The 26,704-nt window shown below is 56.8% G+C and carries 21 protein-coding genes and 1 tRNA gene; 7 read left to right on the top strand and 15 right to left on the bottom strand.

All coding sequences use genetic code 11. The features are described 5' to 3' along the window. Window positions 1-4: 4 nt before the first annotated feature. The 3 genes from HC757_RS02520 to HC757_RS02530 all read right to left on the bottom strand — a co-directional run bounded on the left by HC757_RS02520 (window position 5) and on the right by HC757_RS02530 (window position 3,737). Window positions 5-742 (bottom strand): response regulator transcription factor, encoded by a 738-nt coding sequence (locus HC757_RS02520; RefSeq protein WP_169562716.1) that lies wholly within the window; start codon window positions 740-742, stop codon window positions 5-7. Window positions 743-917: 175 nt separating this feature from the next. Continuing rightward, window positions 918-2,687 carry a DUF885 domain-containing protein gene (locus HC757_RS02525; RefSeq protein ID WP_169562717.1) on the bottom strand — a complete coding sequence of 590 codons (1,770 nt, stop codon included), beginning with the start codon at window positions 2,685-2,687 and terminating at the stop codon, window positions 918-920. Window positions 2,688-2,804: 117 nt separating this feature from the next. After that, window positions 2,805-3,737 (bottom strand): endonuclease/exonuclease/phosphatase family protein, encoded by a 933-nt coding sequence (locus tag HC757_RS02530; protein ID WP_169562718.1) that lies wholly within the window; start codon window positions 3,735-3,737, stop codon window positions 2,805-2,807. A gap of 314 nt (window positions 3,738-4,051) precedes the next feature. Here HC757_RS02530 and cls point away from each other — a divergent pair, with 314 nt between their 5' ends. Both cls and HC757_RS02540 read left to right on the top strand, forming a co-directional pair. Next, the gene (cls, locus tag HC757_RS02535) at window positions 4,052-5,509 is read left to right on the top strand and encodes a cardiolipin synthase (RefSeq protein ID WP_169562719.1); all 1,458 of its coding nucleotides are present in this window, start codon (window positions 4,052-4,054) and stop codon (window positions 5,507-5,509) included. Between the two features lie 176 nt (window positions 5,510-5,685). Further along, window positions 5,686-7,575: a flavin monoamine oxidase family protein gene (locus HC757_RS02540; RefSeq protein WP_169562720.1), complete on the top strand. Its 1,890-nt coding sequence runs from the start codon at window positions 5,686-5,688 to the stop codon at window positions 7,573-7,575. A gap of 230 nt (window positions 7,576-7,805) precedes the next feature. On the opposite strand, the gene HC757_RS02545 is transcribed toward HC757_RS02540, so the two are convergent. The 8 genes from HC757_RS02545 to HC757_RS02580 form a co-directional block, all read right to left on the bottom strand. Then, window positions 7,806-7,893 (bottom strand) — tRNA-Ser (locus HC757_RS02545). A gap of 230 nt (window positions 7,894-8,123) precedes the next feature. Beyond that, on the bottom strand, window positions 8,124-8,756 hold the full coding sequence (locus tag HC757_RS02550; RefSeq protein ID WP_169562721.1) for a YchE family NAAT transporter: 633 nt from the start codon (window positions 8,754-8,756) through the stop codon (window positions 8,124-8,126). A 293-nt stretch (window positions 8,757-9,049) separates the two neighbouring features. Further along, a complete protein-coding gene (locus HC757_RS02555; RefSeq protein WP_169562722.1) occupies window positions 9,050-10,450 on the bottom strand; it encodes an ATP-binding protein in 1,401 nt (466 codons plus the stop codon). A gap of 100 nt (window positions 10,451-10,550) precedes the next feature. After that, window positions 10,551-11,210 carry a response regulator transcription factor gene (locus HC757_RS02560; protein WP_169562723.1) on the bottom strand — a complete coding sequence of 220 codons (660 nt, stop codon included), beginning with the start codon at window positions 11,208-11,210 and terminating at the stop codon, window positions 10,551-10,553. Window positions 11,211-11,314: 104 nt separating this feature from the next. Further along, complete coding sequence (locus HC757_RS02565) at window positions 11,315-12,682, bottom strand: DUF3570 domain-containing protein (RefSeq protein ID WP_169562724.1); 1,368 nt, start codon at window positions 12,680-12,682, stop codon at window positions 11,315-11,317. Further along, the gene (locus HC757_RS02570) at window positions 12,673-12,924 is read right to left on the bottom strand and encodes a DUF4266 domain-containing protein (RefSeq protein ID WP_169562725.1); all 252 of its coding nucleotides are present in this window, start codon (window positions 12,922-12,924) and stop codon (window positions 12,673-12,675) included. Before HC757_RS02570 ends, HC757_RS02565 begins: the two co-directional genes overlap by 10 nt. A gap of 2 nt (window positions 12,925-12,926) precedes the next feature. Beyond that, window positions 12,927-13,394 (bottom strand): TlpA disulfide reductase family protein, encoded by a 468-nt coding sequence (locus tag HC757_RS02575; protein WP_169562726.1) that lies wholly within the window; start codon window positions 13,392-13,394, stop codon window positions 12,927-12,929. Window positions 13,395-13,569: 175 nt separating this feature from the next. Then, on the bottom strand, window positions 13,570-13,911 hold the full coding sequence (locus HC757_RS02580) for an FKBP-type peptidyl-prolyl cis-trans isomerase (RefSeq protein ID WP_169562727.1): 342 nt from the start codon (window positions 13,909-13,911) through the stop codon (window positions 13,570-13,572). A gap of 205 nt (window positions 13,912-14,116) precedes the next feature. On the opposite strand from HC757_RS02580, the gene HC757_RS02585 reads away from it, so the two are divergent. Together HC757_RS02585 and HC757_RS02590 are read left to right on the top strand one after the other, a co-directional pair. After that, window positions 14,117-14,497 (top strand): GNAT family protein, encoded by a 381-nt coding sequence (locus HC757_RS02585; protein ID WP_169562728.1) that lies wholly within the window; start codon window positions 14,117-14,119, stop codon window positions 14,495-14,497. 50 nt (window positions 14,498-14,547) lie between these two features. Further along, the gene (locus HC757_RS02590) at window positions 14,548-15,015 is read left to right on the top strand and encodes an OsmC family protein (protein ID WP_169562729.1); all 468 of its coding nucleotides are present in this window, start codon (window positions 14,548-14,550) and stop codon (window positions 15,013-15,015) included. Window positions 15,016-15,065: 50 nt separating this feature from the next. Here HC757_RS02590 and HC757_RS02595 read toward each other — a convergent pair whose 3' ends face one another. The 4 genes from HC757_RS02595 to HC757_RS02610 all read right to left on the bottom strand — a co-directional run bounded on the left by HC757_RS02595 (window position 15,066) and on the right by HC757_RS02610 (window position 19,931). Next, window positions 15,066-15,344, bottom strand: coding sequence for a peptidylprolyl isomerase (locus tag HC757_RS02595; protein ID WP_169562730.1), 279 nt, complete (start codon window positions 15,342-15,344; stop codon window positions 15,066-15,068). A 122-nt stretch (window positions 15,345-15,466) separates the two neighbouring features. Next, on the bottom strand, window positions 15,467-16,681 hold the full coding sequence (locus HC757_RS02600) for an RsmB/NOP family class I SAM-dependent RNA methyltransferase (protein ID WP_169562731.1): 1,215 nt from the start codon (window positions 16,679-16,681) through the stop codon (window positions 15,467-15,469). 197 nt (window positions 16,682-16,878) lie between these two features. Beyond that, a complete protein-coding gene (locus HC757_RS02605; RefSeq protein WP_169562732.1) occupies window positions 16,879-18,141 on the bottom strand; it encodes a sugar MFS transporter in 1,263 nt (420 codons plus the stop codon). Window positions 18,142-18,293: 152 nt separating this feature from the next. Continuing rightward, the gene (locus HC757_RS02610; protein ID WP_169562733.1) at window positions 18,294-19,931 is read right to left on the bottom strand and encodes an alpha-glucosidase; all 1,638 of its coding nucleotides are present in this window, start codon (window positions 19,929-19,931) and stop codon (window positions 18,294-18,296) included. Window positions 19,932-20,409: 478 nt separating this feature from the next. Here HC757_RS02610 and HC757_RS02615 point away from each other — a divergent pair, with 478 nt between their 5' ends. The 3 genes from HC757_RS02615 (at window position 20,410) to HC757_RS02625 (ending at window position 26,699) form a co-directional block, all read left to right on the top strand. Further along, window positions 20,410-23,145, top strand: coding sequence for a TonB-dependent receptor (locus HC757_RS02615; protein WP_169562734.1), 2,736 nt, complete (start codon window positions 20,410-20,412; stop codon window positions 23,143-23,145). Between the two features lie 68 nt (window positions 23,146-23,213). Further along, window positions 23,214-24,716 carry a tryptophan halogenase family protein gene (locus tag HC757_RS02620; RefSeq protein ID WP_169562735.1) on the top strand — a complete coding sequence of 501 codons (1,503 nt, stop codon included), beginning with the start codon at window positions 23,214-23,216 and terminating at the stop codon, window positions 24,714-24,716. 96 nt (window positions 24,717-24,812) lie between these two features. Next, entirely contained in the window at window positions 24,813-26,699 is a 1,887-nt protein-coding gene (locus HC757_RS02625; RefSeq protein ID WP_169562736.1) for a glycoside hydrolase family 13 protein, read from the top strand. Window positions 26,700-26,704: the final 5 nt, after the last annotated feature.

A 26,704-nucleotide genomic window follows, 5' to 3' on the forward strand; every position in this document is an offset into this window, starting at 1 on the left:
GACATCAGACAGGCGCGAAACAGTAACCCCGGCCCCTGACGGTGGCGATCAGGGACCGCGGCAATTGAGTCTGGGCCAATTTGCGTCTGGTATTGCTGATATGCATGTCCAGATTACGATCGAAACGCCCGTGTTCCTTATGCAATACTCCGAGTTGCAGCTCCTGCTTGGTCACTACCTGGCCCCGGCGTTCGAACAGGTACCTGAACAGACGAAACTCTGTCTGGGTCAATGTGAGGCGCCGCCGTCCCAGGTGCACACAATAACGGCTCTCATCGAAGCTAACCCACTCGCCGTCGCCTTCAGTTTCCTGTTTTTCCGCCTGTCGGTGCGGCGCTTCTGCCCCCTCCCGGCGTTTATGCTCTCGACCGGCCCAAGCCCGGCTCAGGGCGACGCGCCGCAAGATGGCTCCGATGCGGATTGACAGGGTTTCTATGTGAATGGGTTTAGTGAGGAAATCATCGGCACCCATCTCATGGCATCGGATGCGCAGCGCCTGGTTGTCGCTCGCGGACATGATGATCACAGGGATCTGGGTCTTGAGGCTGAGCATCAAGGCCAAGTCATCGAGATCCGGCATCATGGGAGCCAAGAGCAGGATATCGGGCGAGAAATAGGCCAGTCGTTCCAGGGCTTGCAGACTGTCCTCTGCCTGAAGCAACTCGTGTCCCTCTGTCATCAGTGCCTCGGCCACTACGGCGCGATAGACACTGTCGTCATCCACTAACAATATTTTACTCATAACAACAAAATGATAAATGCGAATAATTTCCATTAAGATTATCATGAGAAAAATTGGATCTCCAGCGTAAAAGCGGATAACGGCTGCAAATTCCTCGGCTTGGCAACGTGGTACAACCGAAAAAACATAAGGCCGGCAATCGCCGGCCTTATTCGCTCTGGGTTTGGCTTATGGCCTATTGCGATGCCAACATCAGGCTCCGGATATATTTTACCGGGGCACTGCCATAGCCGAGGAAGGTCTCATGGAAGCGCTTGAGATCGAAGTCCTTGCCCTGGGCTTGTTTCAGCTCTTCGCGGAAGTCATAAATCTCACGGAAGCCGGCATAGTAGCTGGTCAGCTGCACCTGGCTCAGACTGGCGCGGCGCCACTTGCCCTCCGCCTCGGCCTGCTGCTGGAAGGCCTGCTCCGTCATCAAGGCTATCGCCTCTTCCTTGGTCATGCCCTTGACCTGAATGCTGTAATCAAGAATGGTGTTACAGATCACCCTCAGGTTCCATTTGTAGTACATGAGCCACATCTCAGGCTCGAAATCACCATAGCCCTGCTCCAGCATCATGCGCTCGGTGTAAACGGCCCAGCCCTCGATCATGGCGCCATTACCGAACAGGCTCTTCACCAGACTGGGCGATTGGTTGGAATACACCAGCTGGCTGTAGTGACCCGGGATGGCTTCATGTATGTTGAGCACCTGCAATATCCAATGATTGTATTCCCGCAGATAACTCTCGGCTTGCGCGTCGCTCATGCCATCCCGGGGGCTGACATTGTAGTAAGTGTTACCCGAGCGCTCATAGGGGCCGGGGGCACTGATGGAAGCCCCGGCATAACCGCGCATATACTCAGGAGTTTCCCGTACCACCAGCGGCTTCTTGGGATCCAGGGTCAAGAGTTGCTTGTCGTTGACAAACTTGATCAACTCGGGGATCTGCGCCCGCACTTCGGCAACGAAGTCATCGCGCTGCACATGCCGGCTCGACAACTTGTCTATCAGGGTACGGATCGCTTCTCTGTCGTCCTTGGGCTGGGGCACAGTGAAATACTTGGGCCATAGCTTGGTGGTGATCTTGGCCATTTCGGCCTGCACCTTGTCTTTGTCCGCCAGCGCCTTATGGTACAGCTGTTTGGCGCTCATGCCCGACTGAATGTCGAAGGCGAATTTTTCCTCGTACAGGTCTTCGCCGATACGGAAACTGCGGGCACCGTCACGCTCGAGTCGGGTCTGCAATTGCTTGAGCCAGTCGATATGCTGATGAATAGCCTGGGTCGCCGCGGCGAAGCGTTGGCGGAAGCTGGCCTGCTCTTCCTGGCTCAGCCCAGAGTCCTGCACCTGTTGCAGCAATTCATCGGAGAACACGGAAAAAGCGCCCTCGTTCTGCATCACGGCCAGCTGGGTATGCTCCAGGGTCGGATTCTCTATGTTGCTGCGGGCGGCGGCATAATATTCGGGCACATGCTCCAGGCGAGCCAGCACAGATCTCAGCCTGACATCGAGCGGGGCAAAATTCTCGTTGATGATCTGGGCGAAACCGCCGGCCACATTGTAGCTTGAAGGGTCCCATTGCCATGACTTGAAGCGCTCCACTTCCCATTGCATGCTGCCGAGCAGGTTGTCGATGAGTTTATAATCGATAAGCTCACTGGGCGTCAGCGCCCGGGTATCGTATGCCGTCAACAGCGCCCGCTGCGCCGCCACGAAGCCCAAGGTCTTCTCCCGTGCGGCCGCATCGGGGATTTCCAGCACTGCGTCATACTTGTGGTAGCCGTTATACAGGGCCCAGGTCGGGGCCAGTTGCCATAGGGCCTCGATGAATTGGCCGGCGAATTGGTTGAACTCGGCGTTGACCACAGCCTGGGGCGCCATCGGCGCTTCCAGCGTCTGGGTCTGACAGGCGGTAACGCCCAACGACAGGGCGATCGCCAATGCCAGGGTTGCTTTTTTCATTATAATTTTCCTTACAGATGGACGCAAAATTGCCTAAGTAAATCATGTTACTAAGCTAATTGCAGCCATAAGCCGGACGAAAACACGCTTTGTTACATTATGATATGGAGGCAGGGCTCACTGAGTCTGTGTCGGCATCAGGCCGAAACTGACACTCAGGAGGTTATGATCCGAGGCCGGGGTCGACAGCGCCTCGCCATCGAGTTGGGTCAAGCCGCGGTAATAGAGGTGATCCAGTGGCAGCCCCATGACCCGGCGGCGCAGATCCGGCACCAGGCTGGCTTCGGTCAGCCCCTGTGGCAACAAGGCATCATCCAACATCTGCTGCCGTGCCTGGCGCCAGGTATTGATGTCACCGGCGAAGATCACCGGTCCTGTGTGCCGCGCCAGGACCCGAACCAAGGACTGCAATTGCCGGCGATAGCCATCCAGATCCCAGGAGAAGTTCACCCCATGAAGATTGATGACCAGCAGTCGCTGGCCGTTGCTCAGGGGGTAATAGGCCAAGATCGCGGCCTTGGGGATCCGAGTCCAGGGCTCGGTCGCCAACTCGGCGCAGCCATCGCCGGCCACGTTGCGGCTGATATTCATCACCCCATAGACGGTATCCTGCCAACGAAAGGCTTTCGCCAACAGGGTCTGGCTATGATTGCTGCGCAGCAACGTCGCCAGCGCCGGGGTCAGGCCGACTTCCTGCAACAATACCAGCTGTTGGCTTTGCAATTGCTCGGCTAAGCGCCTGTCCCAGCCCGGCAGACTCTGCTTGTAGATGTTCCACACCGACACCCTGAGTTGCCCTTGGCGATCCAGGGCGGGAGCTTGAGTCTCGGCTTGCGCCAGGGGCATGGCTAAGGGCACGGCAGCCGATGGCTTGGCCGAGGTGCAGGCAGCGGAAAAATCGTTGTGCGACAAGGTGCGGCTGATCCCCGGCTGGCCGTCGAAGCTCAGGGCCGTATCCAACCACAATGCCAGGCAGAGCACGGCAGAGGTCATAGACAACAAGATAAGTAAACGTGCCGGCCCGGGCCGGCGTAATGGGGGATGACTCATAAAGTTCTCTGTATCCAGATCCTCAGTATCTAAGCCCTCTGCATCTAACTGCATCTAAAGCTTTGCATCGTCCAGCCGGCGTGGAATGGGCAGGCGGGTCAATCCAGGCACCCGGTTTTCAACCATAAGCCCATATAATGAAAGCATCCTGGCGCAGGCTTAGGCGCCAGGCGAACTATACTTACGGGGATTTCGCTGTTCGCCTTCAGGATGCAGGCGCAAGCATAGGGCTGGAAGATGATTGCCTACTAACCCAAACACCATGCACACTGACATCATCCATAAGCTCATAATTTAACCGATAATGGCCACCCATGGAACAAGTTTATCACGCCATCACACTGCTGTGGTTCAACGTCTACTGGTTTGCTGTCGCCGCCATCACCCTCAGGGTGGTGTTCAAACGCCGCGCCATAGGGGTGTCGTTCGCCTGGCTGATGATCATCTATGTGTTGCCCCTGGTGGGGATCCTGGCCTACCTGTTGTTCGGTGAGCTCAACTTAGGCCGCAAGCGTGCCAAGCGCGCCAAGCAAACCTTCGGTCCCTATGCCCGCTGGTTCCGGCGCGCCTACCGGGATTGTCTGCCGGATACCGAGGCCCTGCGACCCTATGGTAAGTCCATCAACGCCCTGTGCGAGCGCCAATTGGGGATCTCGGCCCTGAGCGGACACAAGCTCAGCCTGCAATCCATTCCCGCACAGATACTGACGCAATTGGTCGAAGATATCGCCGCGGCACAGCACAGCATACATATCGAATTTTACATCTGGTACCCGGGCGGACTGGCCGATGAGGTGGCCGAAGCCCTATGCCAGGCGGCGGCCCGCGGCGTCAGCATCAAGCTGCTGCTCGACGCCGCCGGCAGCCGGGAATTCTTCAACAGCCAATGGCCCGAAACGCTCACGGATGCCGGCGTCGAAGTGGTGGCGGCCCTGAATGTGTCGCCTTTCAGGATGTTTTTCCAACGCCTGGATCTGCGTTTGCATCGCAAGATAGTCGTCATCGACAACCTCATCGCCTATACCGGCTCGATGAATCTTGTCGACCCGGATTACTTCAAAGTCGGATCCAACATAGGCAAATGGGTCGACATCATGGTCAGGATCGCGGGCCCGGCCGTGTCGGTACTGGATTGCATCCACGCCTGGGACTGGGAAAACGAGACTCAGGAGCGCCACTTCAGCACGCCACCGGCGCAGCAAAGTTGCCCCGCCGTCGCCCCCCTGGATGTGGTCCAGGTCATCCCCTCTGGACCTGGGATGCCCGAGGAAATCATTCATCAGGCCCTGCTGCAATCCATCTACCAGGCCAGGAAGAGTATCGTCATCACCACGCCCTATCTGGTTCCCAGTGAACTCCTGTTGTTTGCACTCGAATCTGCGGCCAGACGCGGTATTCGGCTCGACATCATAGTCCCTGGCAGGAATGACTCCCTGATGGTGGAGTGGGCCAGCCGCGCCTTCTTCGGCGAACTGCTCAGCGCCGGTGTCAGGCTGCACAGATACAATGGCGGCATGTTGCATACCAAGTCTGTGGTGATAGACGACACCCACTGCCTGGTCGGCACTGTCAACCTGGATATGCGCAGCCTATGGCTGAACTTCGAGGTGACCCTGGCCATAGATGATCCCAAATTCACCGAACAGCTTAGCCAACTGCAACGGCGTTACCTGGAAAACACCACAGAAATTGATGCCAGACAATGGCGCCAGCGCCCCCTGCTGAAGCGGCTGTTCGAGCAATTTTTCTATCTCTTCAGTCCCCTGCTCTAGCCGGAACGTCTGGAAACCGGGCGGCGAGCATGCCGGTATCTAAGGCATAAAATCATACAGTCCAATAACTTGCATTCAAGTAAAACTAGGCTAGCCTTAATCCGTTTGCCGCAAGGACTGTGGTTCCCGCTCGCGGGGCGGCAAACCTCATCATCACGATACTAAGGAGTGTATCCATGTCTACCAAGCTGAGTCGCCAATCCTTCTTACAGCAACACCCCAAAGCCCGAGCCTGGGCCGCACTGAATCATGCGGTAAATCAACAAAACACCTTAACCCAGGGCCCCGCCAGGCTGACCCAGGGCAAATATGCCGGCAAGACGGCGGTGATCATAGGCTCGGGTGTCGCCGGTCTGACGACCGCCTATGAACTGCTGGCCCAGCATTCAGGCATGGAGGTCATACTGCTCGAAGCCCATAATCGTACCGGCGGCCGCTGCCTGACCCTGCGCACCGGCGATACCTTAACCGAAGATGTCAACAGCGAGCTGTTCGGCTCTACCCCGGGCGAGACCCAGGTGGTGCGTTTCAGCCGGCCCCTGGGCGACAGCGAACCCTATCTCAACGCCGGCCCTGGACGCATCCCCTCCAGCCATAAGAGGCTGTTGCATTACCTGCAGCAGTTTGGTGTCGAGGTCGAAGTCTATGTGATGAACAGCAGTGCCAACTTAAGCCAGATGGCCGGCGGGCCTTTCGCCGGCAAGCCCGTGGTCAATCGTCGCCTGGATCACAACACCCGCGGCTGGATCTCGCAAATGGTTTACCAGAATGCCGCCAGCCTGCTGGAAAACCTGCCGCAGCCGGTGGCCAAGGCCGACTTGCCGGACCTGACGGCCAAGTTGCAAAGCCTGATGGTCACCTTCGGTAACTTGACCCATGATGGCCGCTACATAGTCAGCGCCAATGAAGATGGCCAGGACGATGGCGCCTCGGACAGGGCCGGCTACAGCGTCCTGCCCGGAGTCGACAGCGGCGTGATTGCCGAAGCCCTGAGCCTGGACAGCCTGTTGCAGTCCGAATTTTGGGCCAAGACCCGCCTCTATCAACCGGAAGACTTCCTCTGGCAGCCTACCCTGTTTCAGCCCGTCGGCGGCATGGACAAGGTACAACATGCCTTCGCCCAGGAAGTGGCGGCGCTGGGCGGCACTATCCACTTGAATCATCCGGTCAATAAGATCGCATGGGATGAGGCAAGCCGGAAATTCACCATTTCGGTCTCGACCATGGGCAGCAATGAATCCAAGACCTTCGTCGCCGATTACTGCTTCAGCAACATGGCCATTCCCTTCCTGCAGCAAATTCTCTCCGACGAACTGCAAGCTGCCCAGGGGTTCGACACCGGCTTCAACCGGGCGCTGCAGGCCGTATACCAGGCGCAATTCAAGCCACAACCCGCTGTGTTGCCCGATACCTTCAGCCCCCGCTTCCTCGCTTGCACCACCAAGGTGGGTTGGCAGGCGGATCGCTACCTGTGGCAAGGCAGCCCAGTGACCACAGAATTCGATGCCGTCGCTAACTGTGAGGTATCGACAGTGCCCAGCTCTGAGCTTGGGGTCGTGCCTATCTTCGGCGGGATCTCCTGGACGGATGATCCCATCACCCAGATCTGGTATCCCAGCACGGGCTATCACGACAAGAAAGGCACACTGACCGGCTGCTACAACTTCGCCGAGAATGCCTACAAGATGGGCAAGGAGCCCATAGGCGTGCGTCTCGCGCAGGCGCGCAACGGCGCCAAGTTGTTCGGCGAGGCCTTCGGTGCCGGTCTGGAAAATGGGGTGGCGATCGCCTGGCAGAATATGCCCTACATCAAGGGGGGTTGGGCCCAGTGGAACTATGTGGATGATTCGGTAGCCCATTTCAACGTGCTTACCCAAGGCACAGGGGTGAATGGCGGGCCGCTGAACTTCTTCATCGTCGGCGACCAACTCTCCTCCTTGCCGGGTTGGCAGGAAGGGGCCATCGCCTCGGCGCTCAATGCCCTGAGCCGGATGGAGATGCCGCACCTGGCGATACCGCACCTCACCAGCCTGCCGGACACACGCCTGATGGTAGAAGGTGTCTAGCCCTGGTTAGGCCCTGGCCGCAAGGCGCTCACTGAAGCAAAAACGGGGACCGGCAAGTGCCGGTCCCCGTTCTTTAATCCGGCGCTGCGACAATGCGGGAGTCGAGCCGAGTGGGGATGATTGCCAAACAGATGCAGTTCGCAACTTTGTCCAACTGGTCCCCAAAAGGTTCCAAATGCCCCAAAAGCACAAAGGGGATCAGTAAAATACTGATCCCCTTTGTTTTAATGTGGCGGTGAGGGAGGGAGTCGAACCCTCGATACGTTTCCGTATACACACTTTCCAGGCGTGCTCCTTCGGCCACTCGGACACCTCACCATATTCGGATCCCGTTTACGTGCGGATCATCACGTCTTGCTGCATCCCTGGGGATGGTCGATTCGGTCAGTGCCTGGCTTAAAGGCTTTCCTTGTCGACGGAGCGGTACTTTACGCAAAAGGTATTTGGGGGTCAAGCTAAATCACCGGCTCTTATCTCGTTTGCACAAATGCTAAGCAATCCTTGCGATTGAAACAGTTAGCCTGACCATAGCTACGAAAGCGCAGCTGTCAGCCAAGCAGGTGTGGGAAGAGCCCCTTGAGCCCGGCGGCCATGACTTCTATGCCGATGGACAGCATCAGCAGCCCCATCAGACGCGTGATGACGTTGATACCCGTCTTGCCCAAAATCTTATAGATGGCCGAGGCCATGCTGAACAGACCGAAGCTGAGCAGACCGAAGAGGATCACGGTCGCAGACATGGCCACTGCGTCTGCCAGCGTCCTATGCTCGGCGGCGAACACTATGACAGAGCTGATGGCACCGGGCCCTGCCATCAGGGGCAAGGCCAAGGGGACCACGGCAACCGACTCCATGCCCGAGGCCTCTCTGTCTTCTTCCTGGTTGCGCTTCACCTCTCCCAGCTTACCCTGCAACATGGACATGGCGATGAGGGCTATCAGGGTGCCACCGGCGATCCTGAAGGCCGACAGGGAAATACTGAACATGTTCAGTATATGCTGCCCCGCCACCATGGTGACCAACAGGATGACGACCACGGCGAAGTTGGCCACCTTGCCGGTATGGTTGCGCTCGGCGGCGCTCTGGTGACTGGTCAGGCTGACAAATACCGGCAATAATCCCACCGGATTGATGATGGCGACGAGTCCGAGAAAAAATTTTACGTAGAGTGTCAAATCCACTTTGTGTCCTTGGGCGTCTCTTGCGCCGGCTGAAAAGCATTATTGCTCGAGTTTACCTGCAGTTGGTATTTGGGGAAGCGATAATTTCTCACGGTAGCGCCGCTTGCGCTTGCGCCTGAGCCCGGGGCCGTGGCTCGGGCGCCCACGCATCCCTGACAAATTCCCTGAGTCATAGACACCCGAATAAAACGCCATGGCTGCTGAGGCATTTTAGTTCAACATTTGTCTTTACACTCAACACCTGCCAATAACGGCTCGCGGTTCCCTGCCGCCAGCCCTTGCCTGTGGTCAATTTACGACTCAAGGGTCAAGGGCAAGGCCGCCGGCAGCCTCAGGCTGACGATCAAACCGCCCCCGCTTCTCTGAGCCAAGGACAGACGGCCACCATGCAGCTCGAGTATGTGGCTGCAGATGGATAACCCGAGTCCGGAGCCATTGCCCTGATTCTCATTCACCCGGTAGAAACGCTCGACGGCATTGGCCAACTGCTCGGATGTCATGCCCTCGCCGCGATCCGCGATCCGGATCTCGACCTCCTTGCCTATCCTGTGGGCACTGACCTCTATCAGTGACGCCTGGGGGCTGTATTTGCAGGCGTTCTCCAACAGATTCTTGAACACCAACTCCAGATAGAAGGGTTCGGCCTGAATGATAAACCCAGGGTCCACCTCTATCTGCCACTCATAATCTGCGATCAGCGGCATGAGCTGATTCAAGCTGTCTTCCACCAGGTTCAATACCGAGCATGGCTCCAGGTGCAACTCATCCAGGGAATCGACCCTGGCCAGCAACAACAACTGCTCCAGGGTATGGCTCAGGCGCTCGACCCCGGCATCTATGGCATTGAGGTGCACCTTGGCCTGGGGCATGTCGGCCAGCATCTCCCTGAGTCCATCCTGATGCAACTTGATGACCGACAGCGGCGTCTTAAACTCATGCGCCGCGTCGGCACTGAAGCGACGTTCCCGCTCGAGAAAGCGGGCTATGCTGCCGATATACAGGTTGAGTGCGGCCCGCACCGGCATCAGTTCCCTGGGCAGAGGCAGGGTCAGAGGAGTTAGGTCCCGGGCCGAGCGCGCACTCAGGATCTTCTCCAGCCGGGAGATGGGCCTGAACAACCAATAGGAAATGAGGCTGATGATAAGCAGCATGAAAGGCACCACCAGCGCCGGTACCACCAGGGCATTGTGCATGATTTGGGATACCAGTTCCTGACGCACTTCGTCCTGCTGGGCCGTGATGATCCAAATGCTGTCTTCGGGGGAATAATAACTGAAGACGTGCCACAGCTCCCCACCATAGCTGCGCCTATGATAACCCTGAGTGAACTCTGTCAGGGGCTCGGCGCCGATATTATCGGACAGGAAGAGCACCCGCTTGTCCCGGCTCCAGATCTGGAAGGCCAGCTTATGCTCATAGGCCAACTTGAGTGCATCGGCCTGCTCGGTGAAGCTTTCGGCACCGGATGTCGGCACCTGCAGCACTCTGGGTTTCAGCAGCGCAGCCTCATGCTCCTGGGGCACCTCATAGTGATAAAACAACCCCAGCAGTTTGGCGGTTTGCACCATCTGGGCGTCGAACAATTCTTCAATCTGATGCCTGGCATCCTGGGTGCTGAACCAGCTGGAAATGCCCACCGACAGCACTGTCCCCAACAACATCAGCGCGGTAAGCAATAAGCGCAACGAATACATAATCAACTCCGGCCGTTCCGACAGCCAACCTACTCATTTAACTCAAGCGAACGAATGGCGACAGCATGGGCGACTCAGCCGTCGGGGAAGGCCATCCGGCTCAGTCTATTTCGACCAAGGTGTAGCCTATGCCCCTGACGGTTTTGATCAAGTCATTGGCGGTCTTCTTGCGCAGATGGTGTATATGCACTTCGATGGAATTACTGCCGACCTCGTCCCAGCCATAGGTCAACTGCTCCAGCTGCCTGCGGGTCAGCACCCTGCCAGCAGATTGCGCCAGCTCCAGCAACAACTGGTATTCCCGCCGGGACAATTGCACCGGCTCGCCGCGAAACCTGACTTCACGGCTGTCCATGTCTATGCATAAGGCGCCCAGGCTGAAGCTGTTGTTGTTCAACCCATGCTGGCGCCGCACTATGGCACGGATCCTGGCGGCCAGTTCACGCACATCGAACGGCTTACTCAGGTAGTCGTCGGCGCCCATGTCCAGGCAGGCCAGCTTGGTATCGAAATCCGTATTAGCGGTCAGGACTATGGTGGGGATGGCTATGCCTTGCTGGCGCCAATGCTTGAGCAGGGCCTTGCCCGAACCGTCGGGCAGGCCCAGATCCAGCACTATGGCACTGAAGGCCTCGTTCTTGACGCCGCTGAGCGCCTGCTGATAACTGCATAGGTGATCCACCTGCATGTCCAGTTTCGCCAGGCTCAGGCAAATGCCATCGGCCAGGAGTTGATTGTCTTCCACCAATAAAATTCGCATTCTGCTGTCTACTACCTGTTGGTGTTACTTAACACTGCATATATGTCCGCGCCCCGGGAAACGGCCGCGAGCCCGGCCTCAGGCCTGACCCGGCACCCGCGCGGCTAGAAAGCATAACTTATCTGGGCGCTGATGACTCTGACCGAGGGGAACAGTTCGTAGGCTTGCAACCCCTCGGGGATCTCTGTGCCATTGTTGTGTGGCTGTTGACGATAGAACTCGAGCCGAAAGGCCAGCTCACGGTCGCCCGAGAGTCGCCGACCCAGCTTGAGCCCCAGGGTATAAGTGGTCAACTCACCGATGCGATAGTCTGCACTGGCAAACTCAGGCAACGCCTGATCCGTCAGCAACCAGGGGCGATAGAACTCGGCGGCCCCCTGGCGATAATACCTCAGGTGCAGCTGGCCATAGAAACTGCCGGAGAAATAATAACGATAATGGCTCTCCAGCGTATGGGAGCTGAGCCGCCAGTCATCCCTGTTGTAGCGATAAGACACATCCACTACCCCTGAATCCAGCGCCGTCTTGGTCATGAGGAAGAAGCTATGCTTCAACCTGCTGTCCGGCCTATGCTCGTAGCGATAGGCCCGGGCCACGCCCGCCGCATCGACCTGGCTGAGAAACTTATAGGGATCGGTCAAATACCCCTCGACCGACGACAAGCCATAATTGGCCTGCAGTAACCATCGGCGATTGAGCACCTGGGTCAGACCGAGCAGGAGATCCAGGGTGCGCTTGTCGTCGCTGCCGCCTTCACGTGTGAGTGCAAAGGCCCGACGGAAGCTGGCCTCAGTGTCGTCTGCGGTGCGCAGCACCATGGCCGACAACGGCTTGGGACGGCCCCCTTCGGGTTCCAGAATGTCGAAGCTGTAGGCCGCGCCGGCAAACAAGGTGGTGTTGTCTTTGTTGAAGCCGCGTTCGGCACCCGCGTTGACACCGAAGGCGTTATAGTCAAACTCCTTGGAGCCATAGAGTCCCAGGTTGGTCTTCCATGGCGACGACTGAGGTTGGCTCCAATTGGCACTCAATTGCAGCCGGGTATCGTGAAAGGTATCGTCGAGCGGCGTCTCGCCGGCGGCGATGCTGTATTGACCATCACCTGATGGACGGGTGAAGGTTTGTTCCTGCCCCTGGGGGACGGCGCCGCTGGCCGAAGCCCCGGTCAGGCTATCGAGCAGCACCTTGACATCGAGCACTGTCTCATCGGCATAGGTTTTCTTGGCCGTGCCTATGGCCTCTATCGCCTGCACCCGGCCTTCCTCACCGTAATACATGAGCGCGGCATCGACCAACTGCCAGTCTTGGTCGTCATTCGACTCGGCCGCCATCACGCCCTGCCCCAACAGGCTGCAGCTGGCCAGTGCCAAGGCGCCTGCTATGCAGGGTTTCCTCGGGGGCGCGAGTTTTACGCCCGGTTGACTCTCCCCGGCATACGTTTGGCCGTTGGCATCCTCCTCAGGTGTCAGTTGCATCCACAGCCTCCGCCGGCAAAGGCGCGCCCGCCACTGCTGCCTTCCTTGCTGAAGTAGATATGGTCATCCTGGGCCAGATCCAGCTTCTCGTTGTCCAGCGCCATATCCTTGCGCGCCAGCTGATCCCGCTCCCATGGCTCGACGCCCAAGCCGGCGCAGCCGGACAGGCAAGTGAGCAACAGCAATGCGACCACCTTGGCCCCTGTGCCATGTATGGCACTTGCAATAACCTGATCTCTCATGCTCACTCCTTCAACACCCGCTGCAGCTCTTGTTCATAAGCCGCCGTATTGCGCTGGAAGAAACCCACGTGGCTGCCAACCAGATTACCCTGGCGATCGAACAGATAGCTGCTGGGCATGCCCAGAAGTTCGAAGCTGCGGGCGACATTGCCTTCGGGATCGAAGCGCAACTGGAAATTCGCCGGCACTTGCTGCAGAAACTTGTCCGCCAGCGCCCGCTCCACATCCAGATTGACGGCCACCACAGTCAGTCCCTGCTCGCCATACTTTGCCTGCATGCTATTCATCCAGGGAAAGGACTTGCGGCATGGCGCGCACCAGGAAGCCCAAAAGTCCAGGTACACCACCTGCCCCTTGAATTGCGTCAGGCTGACGAGTTCCCCCTCAGGGTTCAGCAGCTGATGCTCCAGCGAAGGGGCGGCATAGAGGTTGAAGCCGAGCAGGCTCAACAACAAGAGGCAAATTTTCATTGGCGACTCTCAATGACTATCTAATAGTTGAATATTAAGATCTTCTCGCGATAATGACCAACTTTTAGTGGCATAGTTCTTGTACCCAGTGTTCTTGTACTCAGCGTTCTTGTGCTCAGTGTTCCTGTTTCTAAGCTCTCAGGCGTAAGTCCTCTGCCATGAGCCCTCAGCCGACTCATTCATCCCGGGTCAGCACCTCCAACAACTCTATCTCGAAACTCAGGTCTGAATTGGCGGGAATGAGGGCGCCGATCTGACGCTCACCATAAGCCAGATGGGCCGGTACCTGGAGTGTGCGTTTGCCACCGACCTTCATCCCCATGAGTCCCAGATCCCAGCCCTTGATCACCCTGCCGGTGCCAATCACACACTGAAATGCCTGGCCCTTGTCATAGGAGGAATCGAATTGGGTGCCATCCTCCAAGAAGCCCCGATACTGAGTGGTGATCAAGGCCCCTTTCACGACTGCCTTGCCTTCCCCCACCAACAGATCTGTTACGACTAATACTTTATCCATATTCTTCACCCGGGTTTATTGTCATTCGCTGCCCTCGGCCCGGCCGGGGCGCGGTTTAGCCCACATGTTAGCATATGCGGGCGCGATGATTCCCGATATCCGCCTGGATGAGATAGTGGATCGGCTGGCCTTAAGCCCTTGTGTCAAACTTGAAAACTAAATATAGTCAGAGAGATACAAAAAAATCAACAAGACGGAGTCCTGGGTGCCAGACAGTCAGACAGAGGCGAATGTACGACTTAGCGACCTGGCAGAGGCAGATATCCCCCTGCCGCTGGACATGCTCTATGCACTGGGCAGGAGTGATGGCGTTAGCCAAATAATCACCTCGAAAGCGGTATCCTTGAGCACTTTTTCGGTGAGGCCCAGATCGCCTTTGCCAGGTCGCTCTGCCATGGCCGCTCTGGCCAGCATAGCCTTGGCAAACGGCTGCAGCCGCATCGAATGGTACCAGGTCAAAGACAACCCCATGAGTCATGGCTTCTATGCGTCTATTGGCGCGCATCTGCTCGAGCAGATGGCCATTGGCAGGCTATCAGGCAGAAATTTAACCGAGCTGGCGCAGATATCGCCGGCTGCTAACTAACCCGCTGTCACAGAATCTCAATGCAACAATAGCGTCCAGAGGAGAAAAAAATGTCAAGCTACTCGGCCAAGGTGAGTTGGCAACGCGGCAAGGATGAAGCCTATCTAGACAATAAGTACAGCCGCGGCCATGTCTGGTTATTCGACGGCGGTGTGACTGTAGCTGCCTCCTCCTCGCCCCAGATAGTGCCCTTGCCCTATTCTGTCGCGCAGAATGTCGATCCCGAGGAGGCCTTCGTGGCATCTCTGTCCAGCTGTCACATGCTGTTCTTCCTCGCGATCGCCGCCAAGCGCAGGTTTGTGGTCGACAGTTATCTTGACGAGGCCGTCGGCATCATGGCGCAAGACGCGGAGGGCAAGCTGGCCATGACCCAGGTGACGCTGCGGCCCAAGATAGATTTTGCCGGCGACCGCAAACCCACGCTCGCCCAGCTGGAACAGATGCACCATCAGTCCCACGCGCAATGCTTCATCGCCAACTCGGTCAAGACCCGAGTCGTTACCGAAATCCTGACTTAGCACAGGCCAAAGCAGGAACAACACCGCATCAGAGAACAAAAACAGCCGGTTCAGGTGCGGTATATGGTCTGGATCAGGTGGTAACCGAACTGGGTTTTGACCGGGCCATGCACCTCCAACACCGGCTTCTTGAAGACCACCTGATCGAAGGCCTTGACCATTTGTCCAGGGCCGAATTCGCCCAGATCGCCGCCCCGTTTCTTCGACGGGCACAGGGAATGTTTCTTCGCCAGCTTGCCAAAATCCTCGCCGCGGGCGATCTGGCCCTTGAGCTTCTCGGCTGCTTCCTTGGTGTTCACCAATATGTGTCTCGCGCAGGCTCTTGCCATCTCTCTACCTCTTTCCGCTACTCTGCTGTTTCTTAAAGCGAATTATTGCTACTGACCTCAGCGTTAACGCGACTGTCAATCCTAACAACCAAGCATGCTGCACATGCTTGGCCTTGTTGACCTTACTCGGCGATGCGCTCGATTCTTGCCAGATAGAAACCGTCAAACCCACTGGCGGCCGGGCTGATGCTCTCATCGTCGAGCAGGCGGAAGTTGGGGTTGGCACCGAGGAAGGCATCCACCTGATTGCGGTTCTCGTCCGGCAGTATGGAGCAAGTGGCGTAGACCAGTATGCCGCCTACCTTCAGCATACGGCTGTAGCTCTGCAATATGTGTTGCTGCAGTTCCATCAGCACGGGCAGACGCTCGGGCGTATCGCGCCACTTGGCATCCGGATTGCGTTTCAATACGCCGAGCCCTGAGCAAGGCACATCCAACAGCAGCCTGTCGGCACTCAGCTTGAGGCGCTTGATGGTCTTGCTGCCGACGATCAGCCGGGTCTCGACATTGTGGGCATGGGCACGGCGACCACGTTCCTTGAGCTTATCCAGTTTCCATTGCTCGACATCCATCGCCAGCAAACGTCCCTTGCCCTGCATTTGCGCGGCGATATGCAGCGTCTTGCCGCCGGCACCGGCGCAGGCATCTATCACCCGCATGCCAGGCTTGGCATCCAAGGCGGCGGCGACCAACTGTGAGCCTGCATCCTGCTGCTCGAACCAACCTGCCTTGAAACTCTCGGTGCGGAACAGTGCCGAATCCGACAGCACTTCCAGCGCCGTCGACACGCCTTCCACTGCCTGGGTCAGCACATATTCGCCGGCCAGCTTTTCCACTAACTGTTCGCGACTGCATTTAAGCTCGTTGACCCGCAAGTAACGTTTTGGCGCCTGATTGAGCGCCGCGCGCTCCTGCACCCAGTTATCACCCAACTGGGCCTGGCCCAGTTCGTCCAGCCACTGGGGACAACCGTCCCATAACACGGGCTGGTTTTGGGCGATGGCGAGGCGGGAAGCATAGTCTTCCCGATCCACGGGCAAGGCGTACTGCATCTTGGGCAAGTCCAGGCCATGGAATAGATGCCAGACGTTGAGCAATTTAGAGCCGAACCTTTCCATCTCTTCGGGCTTGATGTCGGCGAGATAGCAATAGAGATTGAGGCGGCGCAGGATATCGCCCGCCACTATGGTGATCCTGGCCTGTTCCGCCGGCACCAGTTGCAGTCCGGAGAAATGTTGGGAATAGGCTCTGTCGAGCGGTTTACCTTGAGATAAAACCAGGGATAACACACTGATCACTAATTCGGTCGAGCTGGCGGAAAGCGGAGAATTCAACATTAAAGGCACCCTGGATGATAAAACCGGCAGATCATAGGAGGTCGGGCGACGATAAGCAAGCCTGCCCGGACGCTATCGCCACTTAACTTAAGATAAAATGCCGCTACAGCGGCAATTGCTTCCCTCAGCAGCCAAGGAGGCATGCCCCAATAATAAAAAAAGCGACCCTGAGGTCGCTTCCGGCTAATCAACAAAGATCACAACTTGGAGCCCTTGGCACCATAGAAGAGAATGAAGCCGTAGCAGATAACCGGCAGGATAAACGCCTGCTGTATGCCCATGCTGTCGGCCATCAGCCCCTGGATCAGCGGCAGTATGGCGCCACCCACTATCGCCAGGCAGAGTATGCCACTGCCCTGTGAGGTGTGCGGTCCAAGATCCCGCAGCGCCAGGCTGAAGATGGTCGGGAACATGATGGAGTTGAATAAGCCGACGGCCAGGATAGCCCACATGGCGACACTGCCACTGCTGTTCATGGCAACCAGGACCAACAAGGCCGCCATGGTGGCGTTGAACGCCAGTACCGTTCCGGCAGGGATCCTTTGCATGATCACCGAGCCGAAGAAGCGCCCTACCATGGCACCACCCCAATAATAGGCTATGTAGTGGGCCGCATCGGCTTCCTTGAGACCGGCGATATCCGCCTCCCCCAGGAAGTTAACCAGAAAGCTGCCGATGGAGACCTCGGCGCCGACATAAACGAAGATGCCTATGGCACCCAAGAGCAGGTGGGTATAGGCGAACGCGCTGGACTTGTCCTGGCCGTCTGTGGCCTGAAGCTGTTCCTTATGGGATTGAATCACAGGCAGGTTCAGCTTGGCGAAGATAAGGGCCAAGGTGGCGAGCGCCCCGGCGAGCAGCAGGTACGGCAGCTTGACCACTTCGGCTTCGCTCTGGGCCTGACTCATGTCTGCGGAAACGACTGTCGCCACCGACAAGATCAACAGGGTGCCGAAGAAAGGCGCGACCGTCGTGCCCAGGGCGTTGAAGGCCTGGGTCATGTTCAGGCGACTGGAAGCGGTTTCCTTGCTGCCCAGGGCGTTGACATAGGGGTTGGCCGCGACCTGCAGTATGGTGATCCCGGATGCCAGCACGAACAAGGCACCGAGGAATAGCCCATAGGTGGCGGACACCGCGGCAGGATAGAACAAGCCACACCCCAGACTGGCGATGATGAGCCCCGTCACTATGCCCTGCTGGTAACCCAGCTTCTTGACCAGCTTGCCCGCAGGCAGAGACACCAGGAAGTAGGCGCCGAAGAAGCAGAACTGGATCAACATGGCTTCGGCATAGTTGAGCGAGAACACCGCCTTCAGGTGGGGGATAAGGATGTCGTTCAGGCAGGTGATGAAACCCCACATGAAAAACAGTGAGGTCAGCGAGATCAACGCGAACCTGTAGTTGCCTTCGCCGGCACTGCCGACACTCGTGGTGCTTGTGTCATTGATGGATAACGCCATAAGGGTCTCTCTTTGTTGTTTTTGTCGTCGTTTTTGTAATCGTCGTTTCGGTGCTTGACTCTGTATCCGGCCCGGGCGTGGCCTTGGACAGGCCATTGCCCAAACATCAGTTGTGAAATATTTTCATTCGGCTTTCACCGGCTATGCCTGAGTCAGTCGCATTGCAATTGGGCATAGAAGCAGCCAAAGGCAGGTAAACTCAACTGTGCCTGTGCCAAGGTGCCAGTCTCCAGGCCATGGTCATCCAGCACAGCGACTATATCATGGCCGGCGAGATCAATCTCAACCCGCTCGGCGGACAGGTTGAAACACACCAGATAACGTCCGGCTGCGCCGCTGCGGATGAATCCCAGCACGGGCTCCTTGGCATCGATAAATTTGATATCACCGTCGACAAGCGGCCTGTGCTTAGCGCGCCAAGTCATAAAATGCCGGTAACTGTGCAGCACTGAGTCGGGTTGCAGCTCCTGCTGTTCCACCGCCAGCTGTTGATGTTCGGCCGGCACGGGTAGCCAGGGCTCGGCGGCACTGAAACCCGCGTTGACCGCATCCGCCAGCCATGGCATGGGGGTGCGGCAACCGTCACGGCCCTTGAACATGGGCCAGAAGGTGATGCCGAAGGGATCCTGCAACTGGTGATGCTCGATAGACGCCTCGGTCAAGCCCAGCTCTTCGCCCTGATAGCTGCAGACACTGCCACGCAGGGATCCCAGCATGGCGTTGAGCATCTTGGCAAGCGTGGGGGTTTCCTGTCCCTTGCCCCAGCGGCTCAGGACACGTTGCACGTCATGGTTGCCTATGGCCCAACAGGGCCAGCCATCGCCTATGCTGGCTTCGAGCGCCTCCACAGTCTGACGAATGTAACCCGCACTGAAATCATCGGTCAACAACTCGAAGCTATAGGCCATGTGGAGCCTGTCATCACCCTGGGTGTATTCGGCCATGGTCGCCAGCGAATCTTCCGACGAGACTTCGCCCAGGGTTACGGCCCCTGGGTAACGATCGATCAGTGCCCTGAGTTCCTCGACGAAACCCACAGTCTGCGGCCGGGTGTTGTTGTAATAGTGATACTGATAAGCATAGGGATTGTCTTCGCTGAAACCGCGTCCCTGGCGCTTATCCTTGGGTTTGGCCGGATTATCCCTGAGCAATTCGTCATGGAAACAGAAGGTAATGGCATCGAGACGGAAACCATCGACGCCCTTCTTCAACCAAAACTCCACGTTCTCCAGCACGGCACGGCGCACCTCAGGGTTGTGGAAATTGAGATCCGGCTGGCTGCGCAGGAAGTTATGCAGATAATACTGTTGCCGGCGCGGCTCCCACTCCCAGGCGCAGCCGCCGAAGATGGCCAGCCAGTTATTGGGCGCGCTGCCGTCTTCCCTGGGATCGGCCCACACGTACCAGTCGGCCTTGGGGTTAACATCCAAGTCGCGGCTCTGACGGCTCTGTTCGAACCAGGCGTGTTGATCCGAGGTATGACTGAGTACCTGATCTATGATCACCTTGATCCCCAGACTATGGGCCTTGGCGATCAACTCATCGAAGTCGTCCATGGTGCCGAACAGGGGGTCGATCGCCAGGTAATCGCTGATGTCATAGCCGAAGTCTTTCATCGGTGACTTGAAGAAGGGCGAGATCCAGATCGCATCGACATTGAGGCTAGCGATATAATCGAGTTTGTGGATAATCCCTTGCAGATCGCCGATACCGTCATCATTGGTATCGAGCAGACTGCGTGGATAGATCTGATAGATGACGGCACCGCGCCACCAGGTTAACTCACTCATTCTTGCCCCTTTTCACTCGCGATAGGTGTTCTGGACTTCGGTCGAAACCGTTACACCTTTGTTGCCGGCCAGTAACCACCGGCGTCTTATTAGAATGAATCGAGCATACGTGAAGATGGAAATGGGGTTCAATACACCTGCATACGTATGCAGAGTATGGAATTGCAGCAACCCCCAATGCCTCATGAATTTACCCTTTATTTTACATGCAGTTAATCGAGATTGTGCATTTCATCGCCCCTGCCCTTGGCGCCCGGATCCCGCCCTCCGGCGGCCGCGGCAATCTTTGAATACGTATGCACTCAGTTGTTACGCCCAGAATGGTGGGAGTAGTATCTTCACTGTTGCGCAACAATTTGGTCATAAATACAGCACTTATGCAGTCAGTTAAGCGTCTGAATGCCAAAAACCTAAAAAAACCGTGCTCATAATTACAAAAGCAATGACATGCTATCAAGCGATCCAAAGGGGAAGATGAATGTTGCAATTTAAACCAAGCCTGCTGACATTGGCACTGGTTGCCGCAGGTGCCAGTATGCACGCCTACGCAGCCGATACGGCCGACGTCGAAGCCAAAGCAAAAGCCGCAAAAGATGCCGAAATCGAGGTTATCTCGGTAACGGGGATCCGCCGCAGTCTGCAAGAATCACAATCGCTGAAGATGTCCTCATCCTCTATCGTTGAAGCTATTTCGGCAGAAGACATAGGCAAATTGCCTGACGTCAGCATCGCCGAGTCACTTGCCCGCTTACCCGGTGTCGCCGCTCAACGTTTGGATGGCCGAGCCAACGTCATCTCCGTCCGCGGTATGGGCCCAGACTTTACCACTACGACTCTTAACGGTCGTGAACAGGCCACGGTAAACGACAACCGCAGCGTCGAATTCGACCAATATCCTTCAGAATTGCTCAACCGCGTCGTGGTTTACAAGACCCCTGACGCCTCTCTGATGGCTCAAGGCATAGGCGCAACCGTCGACATGCAGACCATCAGCCCACTGGCCCACGGCGAACAGACAATAGCGATAGCAGCCCGTGCCGAGATGAACGATCTAGGCGCGCTCAACAGCGGCTCTACAGATAAAGGCAACAGATTCAGCATCTCTTATGTCGATCAGTTTGCCGACGACACCATAGGCATAGCCTTGGGTTACGCCCATATGCAATCGCCTAACCAGGAAGAGCGCTGGCAAGCCTGGGGTTATCCGGAATTAGACTATGATGCAGCCAATCCCAAAGTCCTGGGTGGTGCCAAGCCTTTCGTACGTTCCAGCGAACTGACCCGTGATGGCTACCTTGCAGTGCTGGAATACCAGCCCAACGACAGCTTCCACTCTGTGCTCGACATCTACTACACAGATTTCAACGACGAGCAGCGTCTGCGCGGTATCGAAATCCCGGGGCAATGGGGCGCTGGCGGAGCCAATGACGGCATCACTGCATTGGAAAGCCAAGACGGCTTAGTTACCAAGGGCGTCATCAACAACGCCGCTGTGGTAGTGCGTAATGATGTTAATTTCCGCGACGCTCAGTCTCTGTCTATCGGCTGGAATAACAAGTACATCATCAACGACAACTGGAGTGTCCAGGCCGATGTGGCGCTGTCCAAGGCGGACCGTACCGACATAGGTATGGAAAGCTACAGTGGTACAGGTCGTGGCGACGGCAACGGCGCTACCGATACCCTGGGGTTCGAAATGGGTGCCGACGGCAATGCCACTTTCACCCATAACCTGGATTACGCGGATCCCAATCTGATCAAGCTTGGCGGCCCACTCAGCTGGGGTAACCCTATTGGCCAGGATAGCCAGGACGGCTTCATCAATAAGCCAGTCATAGAAGACGAGCTGAAATCTGTGCGCCTGAGCGCAGAATATATCTTCGACGATGGTGCGCTGCGCAGCCTGGAGTTTGGTGTCAATCACGGCAAGCGTGAGAAAAACAAGCTGGATCAAGGCTTCTACCTCACCTCTAAAGCCTACCCTGAACTGGCGACTGTACCTAAGCAATATCTGCTGACGCCAACCTCCCTGGCCTTCTTCGGCATGGGCGACATGTTGAGCTACGATTCATTGGCCATGTACCGCGACGGTTTCTACACAGAAACCTCGGCCGAGTCCGTGGACCTTGGCCGTGCGACCAACTCCTGGAACGTTCAGGAAGAAGTGACCATAGCCTTCGCCAAGGCCAACCTGGAATCTGAGCTGTTCGGTCTGCCCATGTCCGGTAACGTCGGCCTGCAGGCCGTGTATACAGATCAGAGCTCAGACGGCAGTGTTGCCGGCGTGGAAAACGGTCTGGTGACCAAGACGCCTATTACCGATGGCGAAACCTACACCGAATGGCTGCCCAGCATCAACTTGGGCTTCGAGGTCGGCGACGGTCAGATGTTGCGTTTCGCCGCCGCCCGTACCCTGTCCCGTGCCCGCATGGACAAGATGAATGCCAACGTCAGCTTCGATTACAATGAAGCCGGCAGCGGTGGCGTCAATTGGAGCGGCAAGGCGGGTAACCCCCACCTGATGCCTTGGTTGGCGCGTCAGTATGACATCAGCTATGAAAACTACTTCAGCGATCAGGGCTACTTCGCCGCCGCCGTGTTCTACAAAGATCTGGAAAATTTTGTCTTCGACCAATCCGCTCTGATCAACTTCGGTGCCATTTTCCCGGATAAGGGTGGCAACCCGATAGGCAGCGTGACTCAGCCACAGAACGGTAATGGCGGTTACGTGCGTGGACTCGAGCTGTCACTGTCTCTGGACTTTGGCATGTATGCCGATGTGTTGGAGGGTTTCGGTACTATCCTCAGCGGCACTTACAGCGAGAGCGAAGTGAAAGAGACGTCCGACAGTGAAGCAACTACGCTGCCAGGATTGTCCAAGAAGACCTTCAACGCGACGGTTTACTATGAAAACAGCGGCTTCAGTGCTCGTGTCAGCTCACGCTATCGCTCGGACTTCCTGGGTGAAGTGACCGAAATCAGCCTGAAGCGCACCAATGTGAACATCAAGGCCGAGAACGTGGTCGACGCTCAGATAGGTTATGACTTCTCCCAGAGTGGCATAGATGCCTTATACGGCTTATCAGTCTTGTTCCAAGTGAATAACCTGACCAACGAACCGTTCAGCTCTTACTTCCATGAAGATGAACGTCTGGTGCGTGACTTCCAGAACTACGGCCGCAACTATATGTTGGGTCTGAACTACAAGTTCTAAGCCTTTACCAGCGAATATGAAATGCCTCAGTAACCCAGTTACCGGGGCATTTTTTTTGAGGACAACACATGCATTCACCCATAAAAAAACTGGTCATAGTCGGCGGCGGCACCTCGGGCTGGATGGCGGCGGCCATGCTCAGCCGCCTTCTCGGCAAACAACTGCAGATAACCCTGGTGGAATCCGACGAGATAGGCACAGTCGGTGTCGGTGAGGCCAGCATTCCCCCGCTGCAGCTGTTCAACAATGTGCTGGGGATAGCGGAAGATGAGTTTCTCAAGGCGACCCAGGGCACCTTCAAGTTGGGCATTGAATTTGAACATTGGGGCCAGACGGGCGATGCCTATATGCACGCCTTCGGGCACATAGGCAAAGATCTCGGTTTCACCCCTTTCCATCAGTATTGGCTGAGTCAAGGTAACGCCCAGCCCCGTGATTTTTGGCAATACTCTCTCAATTACCTCGCGGCGAAACACAATAAGTTTCAGCGCCTGGACAGTATAGAGGGGACAGGACTTGCCGGACTCACCCACGCCTATCATTTCGATGCCGGACTCTATGCCGCATACCTCAGAAAATACAGTGAAAAACAGGGGGTAAAGCGCATAGAAGGCAAGCTAGTCACGACCCAGTTAGCTGAGCATTCGGGCAACATAGCCTCTGTGACCTTAGCCTCGGGTCAGATCATTTCGGGCGATCTCTTCATAGATTGTTCCGGCTTTCGCGCCTTGTTGATCGAACAAGCCCTGGAGACAGGCTACGAAGACTGGCGTCACTGGTTGCCCTGCGACACAGCTCTGGCCACTCCCAGCGAAGCCGTCCATCCCATACCCCCCTATACCAAATCCATAGCCCATGAGGCGGGCTGGCAGTGGCGTATTCCGCTGCAGCATAGAACGGGTAATGGTCTGGTGTATTGCAGCCGCTTCCTGTCGGACGAAGCAGCCACTGAGTTGCTTTTAAGCAAGCTCGATGGCAAGCCATTGGCGGAGCCGAAAAAAATCAGCTTTATCACCGGCAGGCGCAGGCTACAATGGCACAAGAACTGTGTCGCCCTTGGGCTGGCGAGTGGGTTTCTCGAGCCGCTGGAATCCACCAGCCTGCACCTGGTGCAATCGGGTATCATGCGGCTGCTGAAATTGTTCCCGACCGCCGAATTCAACCAAGCCAATATCGATGAGTACAATCGCCAATCCAGGGCAGAGTTTGAGCAGGTGCGGGACTTCATCATACTGCACTATCGTCTTAATCGGCACGAAGCCAGCCCTTTCTGGCAACATTGCCAAACCATGGACATTCCCGAGACGCTGCAGCATAGAATCGACCTGTTCCGAGCCAGCGGCATAGTGTTCAGACACCAGGACGAGCTCTTTTCCGAAGCCGCCTGGGTTCAGGTCATGCTGGGTCAGGGGATCAGCCCAGAGCAGCATCATCCCCTGACCGATACCATCACCAAACAACAACTGACCCAATACTGTGCTGATTTGCGTCATATTTATGGCAGCACAGCAAACAGGCTGCAGCGCCATGAGGACTATCTGGCGCAGCATTGTCAGGCGCCACACGTATAACCCCATACTCGTGAAGAAGGCCAGAGTGGCACAAGCCGTATTGCCGGCAGGACAGACCAATAAATGGATGAGACTATGTCTAGGATAAACCCGTCTATGAAGAACAAGATCGCGACGGCGCTATGGGCGCTGTCTTTGTTGCTGCTGACGCCACTGAGCCAGGCAAGCCCCCGAGATGCCATAGGAGTGGAACCCGCATTCTGGTGGGCCGGGATGCATAATCCCCGGCTGCAGCTGATGCTGCATGGCGATAAGCTGGCGGCCCTGAGTGTCGACATTCAGGGTACCGGGGTGAAACTGCTCGGAACCGAGCATACAGACAACTCCAACTACCTGTTTATCAATCTCGATGTCGCCGACGCCGCGCCTCAGCACCTGACCCTGGAGCTGAAACAAGCGGATCGGGTGCTGCACAGGCTCGACTATGAGCTCAAGCCGCGCCAGCCGGGTTCAGGTGCCCGTCAGGGGTTCGGCAATAAGGATGTAATCTACCTCATCACCCCGGACAGGTTTGCCAACGGCGATCCGGCCAACGATACTGTGCCGGGCATGCTGGAGCGGGCCAAGCGCGCCGACAAGGATGGCCGCCATGGCGGCGATATCTCAGGTATCCGCCAACATCTGGATTATTTGGCCAAACTCGGCGTGACCCAGCTGTGGATCAATCCCCTGCTGGAAAACAATCAGGGGGCCTATTCCTACCATGGCTATTCCATCACAGATTATTACCGCATAGATCCCAGGTTCGGCAGCAATGAGGACTATCGGGCGCTGGTGCAGGAGGCCGGCAAGCTGGGGCTCGGGGTGATCAATGACATGGTTGTCAACCACATAGGCTCGGGTCATTGGTGGCTCAAGGACCTGCCGAGTCAAGACTGGCTCAACGGCTATGCTCGGGACACGAGCAGCCAGACGCCAAAGTACACCAGCCACAGGCGCACCACGGTGCAGGATCCCTATGCCGTCGCCGCAGATAAGGCGGCCTTCACCGATGGCTGGTTTGTCGACTCCATGCCGGATCTCAATCAGCGCAATCCCCTGTTGGCGACCTATCTCATCCAGAACAGCATTTGGTGGGTGGAATATACCGGGCTGTCGGGCATACGCGAAGACACTTACTCCTACGCCGACAAGGCCTTCCTGGCGCGCTGGTCCAGGGCCGTCATGGACGAGTACCCCAATTTCAATATCGTCGGCGAGGAATGGAGTGCCAATCCTGTGACTGTCTCTTATTGGCAAGAGGGCAAGCGCAATGCCGACGGCTACAGCTCAGGCCTGCCCAGCCTGATGGACTTCCCCCTGTACGAGCAGCTCATCGCCGGCCTGAATGAAACCGAGGGCTTCATCAAGCTGTACGAAACCCTGGCCAACGATAGCGTCTATGCCGCCCCCGGGAAGCTGGTATTGTTCGAAGGCAACCATGACACCAACCGCCTGTTCAGCCTGCTCAAACAAGACCTGGCGCGCTACAAGATGGCCATGACCTATGTGTTGACCGCCAAACGCATTCCCCAGCTGTTCTACGGCACAGAAATCTTGCTGACCAGCCCGGGTGAAGGCCGCAACGATGGCCTGGTGCGGGGCGACTTTCCCGGCGGCTGGGCGGGAGATGCGGTAAATGGCTTCACGGCTCAGGGGCTGAGCCCACAGCAGCGCGAGGCGCAGGACTTCACCAGGGTGCTGCTCAATTACCGCAAGCAGTCGCCGGCGCTGCAAGGCGGTGCACTGCGTCACTTTGTGCCCGAGAACGGCATCTATGTGCAGTTTCGCTGTGATGATGAGAACTGTGCCCCAGGCAGCCATAAGCTGATGATTATTTACAATAAAAACCAGCAGCCGGTCGAGCTGCCACTGACAAGATTCAGGGATCTCATAGGCACGAGCCGCAGTGCCATCGACATCATAGACCACAAACACTATCCGCTGACCCACGTCATCCCCCTGAGCGCGGCCGGGGTGTTGGTCCTGGAACTGCAAGACTGATACAG

The sequence above is a fragment of the Shewanella salipaludis genome (assembly GCF_012911865.1).
GTDB lineage: Bacteria > Pseudomonadota > Gammaproteobacteria > Enterobacterales > Shewanellaceae > Shewanella > Shewanella salipaludis.

Coding starts and splice junctions, on each gene's coding strand:
- HC757_RS02520 (WP_169562716.1), bottom strand. CDS start 742: ATGAGTAAAATATTGTTAGTGGATGACGACAGTGTCTATCGCGCCGTA.
- HC757_RS02525 (WP_169562717.1), bottom strand. CDS start 2,687: ATGAAAAAAGCAACCCTGGCATTGGCGATCGCCCTGTCGTTGGGCGTT.
- HC757_RS02530 (WP_169562718.1), bottom strand. CDS start 3,737: ATGAGTCATCCCCCATTACGCCGGCCCGGGCCGGCACGTTTACTTATC.
- cls (WP_169562719.1), top strand. CDS start 4,052: ATGGAACAAGTTTATCACGCCATCACACTGCTGTGGTTCAACGTCTAC.
- HC757_RS02540 (WP_169562720.1), top strand. CDS start 5,686: ATGTCTACCAAGCTGAGTCGCCAATCCTTCTTACAGCAACACCCCAAA.
- HC757_RS02555 (WP_169562722.1), bottom strand. CDS start 10,450: ATGTATTCGTTGCGCTTATTGCTTACCGCGCTGATGTTGTTGGGGACA.
- HC757_RS02560 (WP_169562723.1), bottom strand. CDS start 11,210: ATGCGAATTTTATTGGTGGAAGACAATCAACTCCTGGCCGATGGCATT.
- HC757_RS02565 (WP_169562724.1), bottom strand. CDS start 12,682: ATGCAACTGACACCTGAGGAGGATGCCAACGGCCAAACGTATGCCGGG.
- HC757_RS02570 (WP_169562725.1), bottom strand. CDS start 12,924: ATGAGAGATCAGGTTATTGCAAGTGCCATACATGGCACAGGGGCCAAG.
- HC757_RS02575 (WP_169562726.1), bottom strand. CDS start 13,394: ATGAAAATTTGCCTCTTGTTGTTGAGCCTGCTCGGCTTCAACCTCTAT.
- HC757_RS02580 (WP_169562727.1), bottom strand. CDS start 13,911: ATGGATAAAGTATTAGTCGTAACAGATCTGTTGGTGGGGGAAGGCAAG.
- HC757_RS02590 (WP_169562729.1), top strand. CDS start 14,548: ATGTCAAGCTACTCGGCCAAGGTGAGTTGGCAACGCGGCAAGGATGAA.
- HC757_RS02595 (WP_169562730.1), bottom strand. CDS start 15,344: ATGGCAAGAGCCTGCGCGAGACACATATTGGTGAACACCAAGGAAGCA.
- HC757_RS02600 (WP_169562731.1), bottom strand. CDS start 16,681: ATGTTGAATTCTCCGCTTTCCGCCAGCTCGACCGAATTAGTGATCAGT.
- HC757_RS02605 (WP_169562732.1), bottom strand. CDS start 18,141: ATGGCGTTATCCATCAATGACACAAGCACCACGAGTGTCGGCAGTGCC.
- HC757_RS02610 (WP_169562733.1), bottom strand. CDS start 19,931: ATGAGTGAGTTAACCTGGTGGCGCGGTGCCGTCATCTATCAGATCTAT.
- HC757_RS02615 (WP_169562734.1), top strand. CDS start 20,410: ATGTTGCAATTTAAACCAAGCCTGCTGACATTGGCACTGGTTGCCGCA.
- HC757_RS02620 (WP_169562735.1), top strand. CDS start 23,214: ATGCATTCACCCATAAAAAAACTGGTCATAGTCGGCGGCGGCACCTCG.
- HC757_RS02625 (WP_169562736.1), top strand. CDS start 24,813: ATGAAGAACAAGATCGCGACGGCGCTATGGGCGCTGTCTTTGTTGCTG.